The 15,947-nt window shown below is 47.4% G+C and carries 8 protein-coding genes; 7 read left to right on the plus strand and 1 reads right to left on the minus strand.

Annotated features, from left to right (window positions below):
* Nucleotides 1–12: 12 nt before the first annotated feature.
* From AC3G2T_RS24935 to AC3G2T_RS24950, 4 genes are all read left to right on the plus strand, one after another.
* Complete coding sequence (locus tag AC3G2T_RS24935) at nt 13–1,182, plus strand: Ger(x)C family spore germination protein (protein ID WP_488437277.1); 1,170 nt, start codon at nt 13–15, stop codon at nt 1,180–1,182.
* A gap of 17 nt (nt 1,183–1,199) precedes the next feature.
* Nucleotides 1,200–1,442: a hypothetical protein gene (locus tag AC3G2T_RS24940; protein WP_474679243.1), complete on the plus strand. Its 243-nt coding sequence runs from the start codon at nt 1,200–1,202 to the stop codon at nt 1,440–1,442.
* Between the two features lie 21 nt (nt 1,443–1,463).
* Complete coding sequence (locus AC3G2T_RS24945; RefSeq protein WP_488437278.1) at nt 1,464–2,561, plus strand: GerAB/ArcD/ProY family transporter; 1,098 nt, start codon at nt 1,464–1,466, stop codon at nt 2,559–2,561.
* Nucleotides 2,562–2,762: 201 nt separating this feature from the next.
* Complete coding sequence (locus AC3G2T_RS24950) at nt 2,763–3,650, plus strand: carbohydrate-binding protein (RefSeq protein ID WP_488437279.1); 888 nt, start codon at nt 2,763–2,765, stop codon at nt 3,648–3,650.
* 82 nt (nt 3,651–3,732) lie between these two features.
* On the opposite strand, the gene AC3G2T_RS24955 is transcribed toward AC3G2T_RS24950, so the two are convergent.
* The gene (locus tag AC3G2T_RS24955; protein WP_474679240.1) at nt 3,733–4,638 is read right to left on the minus strand and encodes a helix-turn-helix domain-containing protein; all 906 of its coding nucleotides are present in this window, start codon (nt 4,636–4,638) and stop codon (nt 3,733–3,735) included.
* 171 nt (nt 4,639–4,809) lie between these two features.
* On the opposite strand from AC3G2T_RS24955, the gene bglB reads away from it, so the two are divergent.
* The 3 genes from bglB (at nt 4,810) to AC3G2T_RS24970 (ending at nt 15,693) form a co-directional block, all read left to right on the plus strand.
* The gene (bglB, locus tag AC3G2T_RS24960) at nt 4,810–5,904 is read left to right on the plus strand and encodes a beta-galactosidase BglB (protein ID WP_488437280.1); all 1,095 of its coding nucleotides are present in this window, start codon (nt 4,810–4,812) and stop codon (nt 5,902–5,904) included.
* Nucleotides 5,901–6,911, plus strand: a complete 1,011-nt coding sequence (locus AC3G2T_RS24965) for an NAD(P)-dependent alcohol dehydrogenase (RefSeq protein ID WP_474679238.1) — start codon at nt 5,901–5,903, stop codon at nt 6,909–6,911. The genes bglB and AC3G2T_RS24965 overlap by 4 nt, the downstream gene beginning before the upstream one ends.
* A 388-nt stretch (nt 6,912–7,299) precedes the next feature.
* On the plus strand, nt 7,300–15,693 hold the full coding sequence (locus tag AC3G2T_RS24970; RefSeq protein ID WP_488437281.1) for an immunoglobulin-like domain-containing protein: 8,394 nt from the start codon (nt 7,300–7,302) through the stop codon (nt 15,691–15,693).
* Nucleotides 15,694–15,947 lie beyond the last annotated feature (254 nt).

Consider the following 15,947-nt stretch of genomic DNA (forward strand, 5'->3'; position numbering starts at 1 on the left):
AGAAGGCCTATTATGCGAAAAATCGCATTTGTCGGCTGTCTGATGGTATGCGTTCTATTGCTGCCGGGTTGCTGGGATAAGACAGAACTTACGGATCGGTCCTTTATCTTAGGACTTGCCATCGACAAAGCCGATAAAGGAATGGTTGATCTTACGGTGCAAATATACAAACCGGTACATTCCGGCGGTTCACAAGGAAAGCAAAGCGGAGATATTTCCTATATCAATGTGCAAACAAAGGGTGAAACGATGTTTGACGGGATTCGGGATATTATCCTTCATATAGGACGCAAAGGACAATGGAGCCATTTGAGAGCTATCATTGTAGAAGATCAGTTAGTACAAATACATCCTATCGGCGAGGTTTTGGATTTCTTTTATCGGGATCATGAGGCTAGACTTAGTTCTTCATTTTTTATTGCCCACGGGAAAGCATCGCAATATTTGAAAATGAAGCCTTTAATCGAAAAAACAGTAAGTCAACAGTTGTTGCAAATTTCAAAATATTCCGATCGGCACAATTACAAAACGACTAACACTTCTTTACTTGATCTTTTCGTCGGTCTTCGCAGCCAGACGGGGATTTCGTTAGTTCCTTACATCACTAAAGGCGGAAACAAAGGAGAGGATCTGGTAGCTGCCGGAATGGCAGTTTTAAAAAAAGGAAAATGGGAGGGGGTCGTTTCTCCTCAAGATTCGCAAATGATACAAATGTTACACAATAAGTACAAGGGAGGAATTATCCGCGTGCCGTGCGAAACTCAAAGCGATTCGAGCGATGCAAGCGATAGTTCCCTGGAAGTATTATCCTTCTATTCCAAACTAACTCCACAAATTGAAGGGGAAGCAGTCAAACTTCAAATATTCGTTTATTTCTCGGGAGCTATTGGAGAAATGAGGTGCATGAAGTTAAAAACTCCGGAAGATGAAAAAAAATTTGCCGCGGCTGCGGCTCGGGCAGTTGAACAATCTTTAAGAAAAACTTTGAACCGAATGAAACAAAAGAAATTAGACCTAATTGGATTAGGGGACCAAATATATCGTAAAGACCCAGCCTTATGGAAACGATGGAAGAGGAATTGGGAAGAGCGTTTCGCTAATACTCAAATCGATATTAAAGCAAAAATTGAAATAAAAAATAGCGGAACTGCAATATCAAAACCGCTTTCTATAGACAACTAGTGAAGGAGCACGAACGGATGGCTGAAAAAATGATTGTTGTGATCTCGAGTTATTTGTTAATGACGTTCTATAATCTTGCCAAAATAAAGAAAATGGCGCTGCGCGACAAGATCGCATATGGAGTGACCGTTATTGCCTCTATTTATCTTGGTATTGAGTATGTTGGGGAATTTGGAATGCCGATTCTTCATGACATCGCATCATGGCTGTATAAAGATTTGGCTCATCATATAGTTGAGTATTTAGATAAAGATTCTTAGAAAAGGAGCAACATGATCTTTATGAATAAACAAATCATAAGTCAAGATCAATTGATCGTATTGTTTTTTGTTTATTTGACTGGCTCAGTTATTGTAAACCTTCCCGGTCCATTAATTGGATTCGCCCATAACGGTGTGTGGATATCTCTGCTGCTCTCCGGCACGGTTGCCATGATTCAATTACTGTTTGTTCTTTACATGGATAAGGAATATCCCGGACTATCTTTTAGTGAATATAGCCAAGCCGTTTTGGGAACCTGGCCCACCATTGTTATTGTTATTCCATTTATTTCGCTCTTATTTGAAATGAGTACAGATATCGTACATGAAGTAGGTAAATATGCTAACAGTTCTTTAATGAGGCAAACCCCTCAATACATATTTGATATCTTTATCTTCACCACAGTGGCCATAACTGTACGTGCAGGGATTGAAGTCATGAGCAGAATGTTTACCATTTTAATTTTCATCGTGATGCTGTTCATCATCTTGACTTTGCTGTTGTCCATTCCTAATTATCACAGAGAATTTCTTTTACCTGTTCTTCCTGATGGCATAAAACCTGTATTACATGGCGCTTACCTTTCATATGGTTTCACCCACGCAGAACCGGTCTTACTCGCCCTACTTCTTCCTTTTGTTCGTCGGCCGGCCCGGGATTTACATAAAAAGCTGGTTATTGCGTTTGGTATCAGCGTCATCACATTGATTGCGGTCTCTATATCAACCATTCTTGTTTTCGGACCCTTAGCCGGGGAAAGAAAGTATTCGATGGTAGAGGTTGCACGAATGATTGATGTACAACCTATTCTTCAGCGGGTAGAATTCATTATTGGGATAGCTTTAATCGTAGGTTCTTACATGAAAGCTTGCATTATACTTTTCATATTAAATCATTTAGTTGTACGTATATGTAAATTAAAGGACGAGAAAGTGTTTATATTACCTCTGACTTTTATCAATATGATTTTTGCTTTTCTTTTACAAAGAAGCGAAGCAAAATTGACCGAGCACATCACGGTAATCCTTCCAATTTGGAAGTTGACCGGATTTACAATTCCTTTGTTACTCGTGGTTACAATTCATCTGCTAAAGAAAATGTTGTTATACAAACAATAAAGTCGCCTCGACTTCTCAATGATACAATGAGTATTGTTTGATGAGGAGGGGCGAATTTCTCTACCCTTTACTCTAGATCGCATTTACGCAATCTTATCAATGGACTATATTGAAAATGCCAGAGGCATATATTACGATTCCCTTAAGATTTAACGCGGAAAGGTGAACTAAAGAAGGGAGAGGAAGTTTGGTGACCATCCAGTGCAAGATCAAACAGCTCAAGACGGGGCTCTGCCTTTTGTTTCTGCTTCCGTTCCTATGGATGATTTCAACTTCGTTAAAACAAGGTTCTCAGATATACATCCATCCCCCGCAATGGATACCGAATCCGGTTCGATGGTCGAATTACCCGGATGCCATAGAACATATCGCGGGTATTCGGGCAATAGCGCGAGCTGCCCGGCCGACGCGGCGGTGGAGGTTCGGATAGGCGGCGTCAACGGTACGCTGATCGGGAAGGTTAACACGCCTCCGACAGCCGCATCGTGGGGCACTTACAAAACCGTTACGGCGCAGCTCACCCAAACGTTGTCGGGTATCCAGGATGTCTACCTCGTGATGACGGGCACGGGCAGCGCGGCTTACAAATACATCGGCAACTACGACAACGCGAGCTTTACGTTAAGCCCGCAAGCGCCGGAACAGGATGTGACGGTCGAATTTGAAGCCCGTTCCGCTTGGACAACGGCGGTGAACACGTTTAATAACAATCCGTTAAAAACGGAAAGCAATAATAACGGGACGACCGTGGGCAACACGTTTAACGGCGCTTGGATGACCTACAACGATGTGGATTTCGGAGCAAAGGGCAAAAACTATCTTGAGATCGTCTATGATGCGCCCAGCCAAAAATCGCCGGCCAACGTAGTTGCGGAAATCCATGTGAACGATAAAGACGGTGCTATCATCGGCACAGTAAGCTTGCCCAATACGGGCACCGGCTGGGGAACCTACAAAATGGCCGGCGGACGCCTGGATCAACTGGTGAGCGGCAAGCAAACCATCTGCGTCGTGTTCAAGGGGACGACGACATCCGGTCTTATGTATGTAGGGAATCTGGATCGGATGAAGTTTTCCTTGAAGGAGTAAATTGTAAAATGAAAAATTTTCGAAGGTTTCAATTCCTCTTAGCGCTTGGGCTTCCAAGCGTTTTTGTTTTTCTTCGGCGAAATCAATTGAAAATTGAGGAGACAGTGTTCTTTTGAAACTGTCGAGCATATTTTCCCGGAGCCGTACCTACGGCATTACTAAAAGTACGTATGAAATGAGCATAATCATTAAAACCGCTTTCATAACATGCTTGAGTTGTGGATATGCAGCCCTGCTCTAATAGTTCCCGTGCCTTTATAATCCGCGTATTCACCAGATATTTATGAAAGGAAATGCCGGTAACTTCCTTGAAAAGCCGGTTTAACTGATGTCGGTTTAGACTGAAGAGTTCAGCAACCTGTTGAGCATTTAAATCCTGTTGATAATTGCTGGCGATAAATTCCATAACATGCATCAAGACATGATGGGAAGCAGTTTCAGCGTTATTAGAATCTGTTGAACGTATTCCCCGCATAACCACTTCATTGAGAAAGATAAGGATTTCAGCCAGAAGAATCCTTCGCTTGATATCCCATGCATATGAATTCGAATTCACATCAGCATCTAACAATTCGTCACCATAGTATGATAATAGCTTTTGGGCTTCCTCCGTAGTTAGTTTAAGGCAGTGGGTACGGTTTGAAGCAAGTATGTCGAAACATTCCAGCAGATTGGTATTAGAAGTGCAAAGAGGCTGGATATATAAAGGATTAAAATAAAGAAAGTATCTTTCATACCCTTTTCGGTCATGAATGATGACCCGGTGCTGGTCGCGAGTACTCAACAGGAAAAGGTCATTGGCGGAAACCATGTATCGTTTATTATCGATCCACATTTCTGCTCCCGGAGTGAGGGCCAGATAAATTTCGAAAACATTGTGGAAATGGTAATAGTTCATCACTTCCTTATCTGTCCCAATGACGTGTTCCAATTTAAGATCTACATCGTAGGGTTCTCTGACTTTTTTTAGGCCAATTATGCTATCCAATAGTATCAGCCCTTTTTGTTAGATATATTTGAGTAAATTCTAATCGCGCTTAAACAAAAATGCAATAAATAAAGACAATATTGCAATAATATTTTTTTACAATTCAATATAATCGAAATATGGCGAAAAAATATTTTAAATATGAGCGAAGCGGAAGGAAGAGATGTAATCATGAGAAGAGACGAATTGCTGAAACTATTTGAAAAAGTATCCTACAGGATGCAAAACCTCGACAATGAAACAGGTGTCAATGAGATCTGTCCAATAAGCATCATTGATATGGGGACCTGGGAGTGGGCTCAGGGAGTCGGTTTATACGGTATGCAAAAATACTATGCCGAAACGGGTAATCAAGAAGCGCTTGATTTCTTGATCAAGTGGTTTGACACCAATATCGCAAAGGGCCTGCCGGAAAAAAATATTAACACCGTATGCCCTCTCTTGACACTAACCTATGTGTATGAATATACAAATAATGGAATTTATTTAGATGTTTGCAGGGAATGGGCTGAGTGGGTCATGAAGGAACTGCCTCGGACCGAAGAAATGGGTTTTCAGCATATCGTTTCCGGAGTAGAAAATCCGGGACAGATCTGGATCGATACGCTTTTTATGACGGTACTGTTCATGGCACGAATGGGCAAATTATTAGATCGAGAAGATTATTTGGAAGAGTCATCCAGACAATTTCTGCTCCATATTAAATACCTGACGGACAAGAACACGGGGTTGCTCAATCATGGTTTTGACTTTAACGGACGACACAGCTTCGGTGAAATTCAATGGGCTAGAGGTAACAGTTGGTATACCTCTGGCGTGGTAGACTACCTTGATATCATAGGGAATTCAAACTTAGGGGTAAAATGGTTCTTATTAGATACTCTCCATGGTCAGATTAAAGCTTTGGAACAGCATCAGAACGAAAACGGCATGTGGCATACTCTCATCATAGAACCGGAATCCTATGTTGAAGCTTCAGCTACAGCTGGCTTTGCTTATGGAATCTTGAAAGCAGTACGGATGGGGTACATTCCCGAAACATATCGTGAATGTGGAATTAAAGGGCTTCATGCTATCCTGGAAAGAATTTCGGAGGATGGGACTGTGACTGAGGTATCATACGGCACGGCTATTAGCGACCGACTGCAGGACTACAGGGATGTTCCCATTTGCCCCATGACATACGGCCAAGCGTTAACACTTCTTCTTTTAACAGAGGCATTAAAACTGAAAGCGGACCATCATATACAGGGGCTGAATATATGAAAATGAATAGAAAAGCATACCTCGATAAAGAACATAGATTTACAATACAAGAAGAGGAAATTCCGGTACCGAAAGCAGATGAAGTTTTAGTCAAAATTAAAGCAAATGGTATTTGCGGATCAGATATTCATTTTTACCGGGATGGAAGATTAGGCAATTTCGTTGTAGAAGAGCCCTATGTTCCAGGACACGAATCCAGTGGAATTATTGAAGCGGTGGGAAGTGAAGTTAGAGGCTTTTCTGTAGGCGAACACGTTGTTATCGAGCCTGGTATTACTTGTAGGACTTGTATCTATTGCAAATCCGGGCGTTATAATTTATGCCCGGACGTTATCTTCCTATCAGCGCCTCCGGTCAATGGTACCTTTTGTGATTACATTTCTATACGTCAAGATATGGTATTTCATATTCCCCAAACACTATCCTTTGAAGAAGCGGCAATGGTTGAACCAGTTGCAGTGGGGCTTCACGCAGTAAATCGAGCCAGATTTAAAAATGGCGATACGGCAGTAATCCTTGGTGCAGGTCCCATTGGTCTGCTTACTGCGCAAGCTTTTAAAGCGGCAGGCGGAGGAAAGGTAATTTGTGTTGATTTTAATGAAGCTAGACTCATTTTGGCCAAAAAAATAGGAATGGATAGGGTAGCCTTACCTAGTGATACAGGTATAGAAGGTGCTGTCGTTTTTGAAACTGCCGGATCAAGTAAAGCTACAGCATCGACAGTAAATTATTGCCGTCCAGGTGGCTGTGTTGTACAGGTAGGTTGGCCAGGCGGAAATATCGTGGAGATGAACATTGCTGCCTTTATAGAAAAAGAATTGGACTATGTCGCAGTACATAGATATGTAAACGCATATCCTGCTGCGATACAATGGATTTCCGATGGCAAGATCAATGTAAAAGATCTAATTACGGATACTTTCTCATTTCATCAAATTGCTGAAGCTTTTGAGTATTCAAGTACACATCCGGATAAAGTTGTGAAGACCGTAGTTGTTAATGAGTAAGCGATACATGGGGATAATCACATGGGGAAAAGAGCTTTAGTCATGCAAGCGGTTGTGCTGGAATGACAGGAAGATCCTATCAACCACATTAATTGGAATAGATACAATAAGAAGGCAGCGCTTTGGAAGCACTTACGTTAAGATATTATGTGGTTTCTGAAACCATATAGACAAAGTTAATTATCCATTGTTATATTTTTGGGGAATAAGTCGAATTTTGCGTTCAAGTTTGAAAGGAGTCATCATGTTACGAAAAAAAGTGCTTTCCTCTCTGTCGATTGCTTCCCTGCTAACAGGCATGTGGGCCCCCAATCTAGCTGTTCCAACGGTACACGCAGCATCGGGTGACCCATCTGCAGACTCAACTTCCGCAAGCGCAGGAAGGTGGATGACCGGTGAGTACCATGCCCATACCGTAGAATCGGATGACGCGAAGACGGCGTTGACGGATGTATTGGACAATGCATTTGAGAAAAACGGTCTGGACTGGCTGGCGCTCTCCGATCATTTGCGCTTATCGAGCCATGATGACACCGGAGCATCCCTGTCCGGTTCAATCCCGTTGTCCATGGGTGTTGCTCAATATCAAGCGCCGAAAATCAAGCAGCTCCAGGATGCCGGCAAATACCCGGGCAAAACGATTTTCACCGGATTCGAGTGGGACATGCCTACTCGGGATCACAGTTCTGTCGGAATCGTTACCGACACGCCGAGATCGAATGAAGCGCTGAAGGCGATCCAGCACTTCGAGTATTTATTCTCAAACCGGGCCGCCAATTTGTTCGATCCCGCGGATGTTGCAACATGGAGCTCTGAAACGAGAGCTTATTCGACGCTGGACGATACGAAGAAAGGTTTTCAATGGCTTCGTGACAACTATCCGAACAGCTATGCGCTCTTCAACCATCCTTCAAGGAAGAATGGCACGTCTTCGGAATTGAAGGTTGCGGACATTCGCGACATCAATAATTTGGCACCTAATGTTGCGTTTGGCTTTGAGGGGATGCCGGGCAACCAGATGGCCCCTGATCGGGGTGAGACGACCGACTTATACGGCGGCGCAGACGTTAGAATCGCCAAGGTTGGCGGCGAGTGGGATGCGCTTTTGGGTGAAGGCCGCAGATTTTGGAACTTCGCCAACTCCGACTATCACTTTAAAATCGACAGCACGCGTTCCTATTCCAGCGGATACTATCCGGGCGAATATTCCAAGAACTATACGTGGGTTAACGGTTCCGGCATGAATGCCGTCGTCAGCGGCATGCGTTCGGGCAAGTCGTTTTCTGTATTCGGGGATATTATCAACGCGCTTGACTTCAAAATCTCAAACAACGGCACCTCCAAGGGAATGGGCGAGGAGCTGCAGGCTGCACCGGGAGACAATCTGCAGCTGACCATCCGGTTCAAAAGCCCTGAGAAAAACAATAACGGCGACCCGGTTCAGCTGGATCATGTAGACCTGATTGCCGGCGATGTAACCGGCAAGGCGCAGCCGGGAACGGATGCATACAACAAAGATTCCAACGATACGACCAAGGTCGTCAAGCGTTTCACCAGCGCAGACTGGACGACAGATGCCGAAGGCTATCACACGATTACTTATGCATTGGGTTCGGCGAGCAAGAACCAGTACTTCAGGCTGAGAGGCACCAATCTGGGGACGGATATTCCTGGCGAAACGAGCAACGGCGAGCCGATGATCGATGTGAAAAACGTGACCAAGGACAACGAAACCCGGTTTACCGAAATCAATAAACGCAATTATACCGATATGTGGTTTTACTCCAACCCGATCTTCTTGAACGTGCCGTATTCCGATAGCCAAGCTGTCTCCAGTACGCTGGCCAACCTGAATATCGCCACATCGGGTGTGACCGCGGATTTCATGCTGCCTTCGACGAGCGCATACGGCGGCGCGACGATTCAATGGAATACATCAGATTCCAGTGTTATATCGATAGCGAGTGGAACGGCACATGCTACTCGCCCTGCAAACGGCCAACCGGATGCCCAGGTGACGCTGACCGCGACAGTTACATCCGGAGCGGCAAGCCAAACGAAGACGTTCGTGGTAACAGTCAAGGCTAATAATGTTACTGCCAAGGATTCCATGCTGTTGTGGTATAAATTCGACAATAATCCCGGAAACGGCGTTACTGTTCCTGATGCTTCGGGAAATGGCAAGAACGGTACGCTGCTGAACGGCGCAGCGCTAACCGGCGAGCATGGCGGAGCGGTAGCCCTGGACGGTACGGATGATTCCGTGAAGATGCCCGATGAACTGTTGAAGGGCTTGACGAATGCCAGCTTTACCATGAGTGTGAAAGTGGACCCGGCGTATGCCAAGCCTTACTGGTTATACTCGTTTGGCACGGCTGATGCGGCTTGGACCGGCCAAAAGTATCTAGGTATGGTGGAGGACGGGAGCGACGTATTCCGGGTGGCCACTGCAACAAACGGATGGGTCGGAGAATTGAATGTCTCCAAAGGCTCGAAGCTCGCGGCAAACGTATGGAAAAATGTTGCCTATACGGTTTCCGGCACTACGGCGTCGCTGTACGAAGACGGCGTTCTGGTAAAGCAAGGCACCGTTGCGACATTGCCGAGCGCTATCGAGAAGACAATCGCCAACTATCTCGGCAGACCGGCATATTCAGGCGATAAATATTTCAAAGGCAAGATTTCCGATTTCCGTATTTACAACAAAGCTTTGAGCGCGACGGAAATTGCCGCAGTAGCGGCAGAGGAAAACGCCGGGGTCGTATACGATGACAAAACGGCTTTGACTCTCGGGGATACTAGTGCCGTAACCTCCAATCTGACTCTGCCTGCAACTGGTACGAACGGAAGTACCGTCAGCTGGCAGTCCAGCGATCCTGCTGTCGCAGCAGCAGATGGAACAGTCAGCCGAAGCGGCGCAACGGCTAACGTTACGTTAACGGCAACGATTGCCAAAGGAACGGCATCGGATACCAAAACATTTACGGTTACGGTATTGGGAACAGGTGACGCAGGAATCGTCGGTCTCGATGCACAGGCGCTCAGTCTCGGAACGTCGAACATTATTTCAACGAGCACCCTGACTCTGCCTGCAACCGGGGCAAACGGCTCTGCGATTAGCTGGTCCAGCAGTGACAGTACACTGATCGAACCAAACGGAACCGTGCATCGTCCGGCCGGGGCTAACAATGGCAAGGTTACTTTAACAGCTGCTCTTTCTTATGGCGGTGCAGTCAGCACCAAAACATTCGATCTGGTCGTTTTGTCGCAAACGCCGGTCTTGGCGGATTGGAAATTCAGTCAGGATAATGTCATCTCGGGCTCCTTGAGCAATGGGGACATGCAAATCGGAGACCTGTCCGGCTATGGCAACACACTTTCGCTGGTAACGACAGGCAACGGTCTGAACGCAGCCGCTTCCAGCATGATGAGATGGTCTGACGATGGTAAAAGCCTTATTTTTAACAACTTCCGCGGCCAGTCGGTCGGCAAGTATTTGAAGACCATTTCCGGCGCGCCGATTAACAACGAGACTTTCATGAACGGTTTTACGATTGAAGTTCTGTTCAAAATGCCCGAAGGCTTTACGGCCGCCAATAACCAATGGTCAGGCATCCTGACCCGGCAAGGGACGGGTACGGCAATTGGAAAAACGGGCGGGGAAAAAGAAATCCTTACGACTCTGTCGGTATCCAATATTAGGGAGCTTCAGTGGGAAAGCTTTCCGACCAATTTGAACTATAATCCTAATGCCTGGTCCTTCGCTCTGGATAGTGCAAAGAACTGGTACCATGCTGCCGTCGTGAATGATGGTCACAAATCAAAAATCTATATCGACGGTGTCACCGATTTCCGTAATCCTTCCGACGAAGTGAATGGTATTGCATTCAATAGCGGCAAGGGATGGAATATCGGGGCGTCCGAATGGAACGGTGCGCTTGACGGGCTTTTTGCAGGAACCATTCAGGAAATCAAGATTACGGCGAACGCATTGGATAAGAGCCAATGGATCACCACGAATTTTGATACCGATGGAATTATCGACGGCAACAATAATAACACGCCGGTTGTCAGCAATAGCGGTACGTACAGCTTTGCATTTTTACCGGACACCCAAAATATGGTCAGGTATCAGCCGGAGATTTTTAGCAGTGAGCTGGGTTGGATTGCGGACCATCATACGGACAACAATATCAAAATGACCGTGTCGCTCGGGGATATCGTAGACCAATACGATCAAGTTGCACAGTGGAAGGCCGCCGCTGCCGGCTTCGACAAGCTGGATACGGCAGGAGCGTCCTATATCACGATGAGGGGCAATCATGACTCGCGCGGCTCCAGTGTTTATAATAATTACTTCGGAAGCAGCCGATTTGCCAACAAAACCTACTGGCACGGAGGGTTGCCAAGCGGATACAGCTCCTATGCCATCTTTGAGGCCGGCAGTTACAAGTACATGATCCTCAGTATCGACGGGTACAATTTCAAACAAGAGTTGTCATGGGCACAGGGCATATTGAAGGATAACCCGAAGATTCCTACTATTGTTGTTTCGCACCAAATTCTCATCTTGGACAGCTCTGGTGTGCTTAGTTACGACACTACCGACTATGATTCCGGCGTATCGGGCAACGGACAATCGATATTCGATAATTTGGTTAAAAACAATAATCAGGTGTTCATGACGATCTCCGGTCACAATCACGGTACGAATTACCGGACTGTGAAGAACGCCAGCGGAAATGATGTACTCGAGATGCTGGTGGACTATCAGTCGTATTATCACGGAGGCAACGGATGGCTCAGACTGATGGAGTTCGACGAAGGCAACAACCACCTGAACTTCAGAACCTACTCTCCGTGGGTGGCATCAATGAGCGAAGCCGACCGGACGGTGTTTGACCTGACAAACCTGACCGGAAGCAAGGACGCTTTTACGTATAATTTTGATTTTAACAAACGGTTCAGTTTCTACGACAAAATTGGCAGCTTGACCGGTACGGTAACCGATGGAACGAAACCGCAGGGAGATGCCAAAGTAAGCCTGACGGTTGGCGGAGTTGAATATTCCGCAACAACGGCGTTAGACGGAAGCTTTAATATCGGCAATATTCCTGTCGGCACGGGCTACACGGTAACGGCAAGCAAAGCAGGCTACGGAAACGCAAGCCTGACGAATGTGAGTATAGCATCCAATAAACCCGCTTCCGGCACCATGGCCTTGACTCCTTTGTCATCCACCTATTATGCGGTGACCTTTGACAAGAATGGCGGAGACACGGAAGCGACCCCGGCAGCAAAGACGATCATTGTAAACGGACCGGTGGGTTCGGTTACAACGAAGCCGACCAAAGTTGGCTATGTCTTGTCAGGCTGGAATACGAAGCCGGATGGAAGCGGCACGCAGGTTACGGCAAGTACGCTCGTTACCGGCGATATGACCTTGTATGCCCAATGGACGGATAAGCTTTTGTGGTATAAATTCGATAACAATGCGGCAAACGGCACAGTTGTAACGGACTGGTCCGGGAATGGCAATAACGGTACACTGCTTGGAGGCGCTGCTTTAGCCGATGAGCATGGCGGATCGTTAACCTTCGACGGCTCGGATGATTCCGTACAGATGCCTAACGGCCTGTTAGCAGGATTATCGGATATCACCATATCCATGAACATGAAGATGGATCCGTCAATCGCCGATACTGCGTGGATCTACTCCTTCTCATCCGCACCCGCTGCTGTTGCCGGCACAAAGTACCTGTCGCTGCTGGAGTCTACGGGGGGCGGTTATTTCAGAGGATCGATCACGAAAAACTGGTACACGGATGAACAGACTGCGGGCAAGGGCGCGCTCCTTACTCGGGGCGTCTGGAAGAACATCGTCTACAAGATCTCGGGAACCACGGCAACGCTGTACGAGGACGGACAGCAGATCGGGCAGGTTGCGGGTTTGACCGTATTGCCCAAAGATATCGAATCCACCATTGCAAATTATATCGGCAGACCTGCATATAGCGGCAGTGGCGATAAGTATTACAAAGGTAAAGTGTCTGACTTCCGTATTTATACGAGAGCTTTGAGTTCCAACGAAATTACGGCGCTTGCCGCAGAAGGTCTTGCGGACCAAGGTGCGGTTAAAGGTAATGTCACAGACGGAAAGAACCCGCTCCAGGGAGCTGTCGTAACACTGACGACGGGAAGCCAAGGCGTGTATACCGCAACTACGCTGGCGGACGGCAGCTATACTATCCCTGATGTCCCGGTAGGTACGGGCTATACGGTGACAGTCAGCAAGAATGGTTATGAGAGTGGCAGCACAGGGAATGTGAACGTTGCTGCGGATGCAGCCACAACGGGAGTGAACGTCACGTTGGCTGCACTTCCAGGCACGATCGGCGGAACGGTAACAGACGGGACGAACCCGATTGAAGGGGCAACCGTAAGTCTGACGGTTAACCAAAGCGTGTACTCGGCAACTACAGCGGCAAACGGCAGCTACATCCTCATCGGAGTCCCGGTAGGTACGGGGTATACCGTAACAGCCAGCAAGAACGGTTATGCAAGCGGCAGTGTCGGGAATGTGAGCGTAACGCCAAATGCAGCCACAACGGGAGTGAACGTCACGTTAACTTCTCTTCTGGGTGCGATTAGCGGAACGGTAACAGACGGGACGAACCCGATTGAGGGAGCAACCGTGAGCCTGACAGTCAACCAAAGCTTGTACTTGGCAACTACAGCGGCTAACGGCAGCTACACCATAACCGGAATTCCCGTAGGTACGGGCTACACGGTCACAGCCGCCAAGAACGGTTATGTAAGCGGCAGTGCGGCGAACGTGAGCGTAACGGATGGCACAGCTACGACCGGCGTGAACTTTGCTCTGACCGCGATTCCCGTTGTAGTTATACCAGGCTCCATCAGCGGAACGGTCACCGACGGAGCAATCCCGATCGCGGGGGCGACCGTAAGCCTGTCCGTCTATCAAACGGTATACTCTGCCACTACAACGATGAACGGCAGCTACGTCATACCGGGCGTTCCGGTTGGTACGGGCTATACCGTAACGGCGGTTAAGAGCGGTTATGAGAGCGGCAGTGTAGGGAACGTAAGTGTGGTGGAAGACAGGGCCACGACCGGTGTGAACTTTACTTTGAGTCGGACTGTGTCGCATCGTTCGGACTTGACGGCCCTGGCGCTTAGCAGCGGCACCTTGAAACCTGTATTTAACAAAGATGTTTTAACCTACCAAGCCCAGGTTGGAAATAGTGTGGACAGCGTAACGGTAACCGCATCGGTATATGATCCGGCTGCAACCTTGAAGGTGAACGGTGTATCCATAACAAGCGGTCTGGCAAGCCCGCCGATCCGTTTGGTTTCGGAGACCACTAGTCTGACCGTAGAAGTGACGGCGCAGGACGGTGTTACCAAAACCGCTTATGTTATTGCCATTACCAAGGATAAAGCGGACAACAGCAGCTCGCCTTCCACTTCACCAAGTACTACGCCAGCCAATCCGGATACGAAGATCGACATTCCGGCAAGCGTCAACGGCCGGAATGCGGAACAGCTTGCAGCAGGCGAAATGGTGAAGCAGGATGGAAGATCTGTCATTAAGGCGACAATCGACGGCTTCAAGCTCCAAAACAAGCTGGCCCAAGAAGCTGCAAAATCACATGTGGTCATTCCGGTAACACAGGCATCGGACGGCGTCATCGTCTTGTTGACAGGAGACACGGTGAAATCTATGGAGAACAAGCAGGCGCTCCTGGAAGTTCAAACTCCACACGCCAACTATAAGCTGCCTGCTTCGGAAATTGTGATTGACCAAGTATCCAAGCAGCTTGGCAGCTCAGTCAAGCTCACAGATATCTCTGTACAGGTAGCTATTACCAAGAGTGATGCGAAGACGGTTCAGGATGTTCAGAACAGGTCGGAAAAAGAACGGTTCTCCGTCGTGGTGCAGCCTGTAGAATTCACGGTAACGGCTTCGTACAATGGCAGAACCGTAACCGTGGGCAAATTCAGCTCCTACGTGGAACGTGAGATTCCGCTGCCTGCAGGCGTCAGCCCGGATAAAGTGACAACGGCTATCGTGATCGAGCCGGGCGGAACTACCCGTCATGTTCCGACTTATATTACGAACCGTGACGGCAAATATTACGCGGTGATTAACAGTTTGACCAACAGCGCCTACTCGTTGATCTCGCATCCGGTGACATTTGCCGACCTGCAGGGGCATTGGGCGAAAGCGGCTGTTCATGATCTGGCATCCCGTATGGTAATCAAGGGAACGGATGAAAGCCGCTTCAGTCCGGATGCTGCGATTACCCGTGCAGAGCTTGCGGCAATCGTCGTTCGGGCCCTCGGCTTGGCGGAGGACGGCAGCCATTTGTCGTTCACCGATGTGAAATCCGGCGATTGGTTCGCAGGCGCAGTGGAAAAAGCGCGGGAATACGGTATTATCAACGGATACGAGGACGGAGCCTTCCATCCGGAGAACATCGTTACCCGCGAAGAAGCGATGGTCATGATCGCCAGAGCAATGAAGCTGACCGGCCTTGACGCCAGTGCCGACAAACAAGAGCAGCAGCAAGCGTTCGCTCCGTTTGCCGACCGCAGCCTTGTGTCGGAGTGGGCGAAGCAAGAGATGGCGGCCACTATCAAAAATAAGCTGGTAGAGGGCTCCGCAGGAGCGAAACTGCTCCCCGGCAGCAGCATTACCAGAGCGGAAACGGCAGCCATCATCGAACGGATGTTGGTACAAGCCAAGCTGATCAACTAAGTCAACCGGAAGCCTTCATCGTCATACGCCATGTGTGACGATGGGGGCTTCTGTTTGTATATCCGCGGCAGTGGATAAGCAAAGTCCGGTGCCGACGATCATTAGATTCTGCGAAGTGGTTTTTATCGACCTGTCATTATTATAAATTTATTAACAAAAAATAGGAGGTTTTTCTCGATCTATATCGAATAGTGTGATTAGTTGGGAAAATGTTGTAAAATAAGTCTGACAATAATGATACGAAACGTATCAAA

The organism is Paenibacillus sp. sgz302191, from assembly GCF_057749925.1.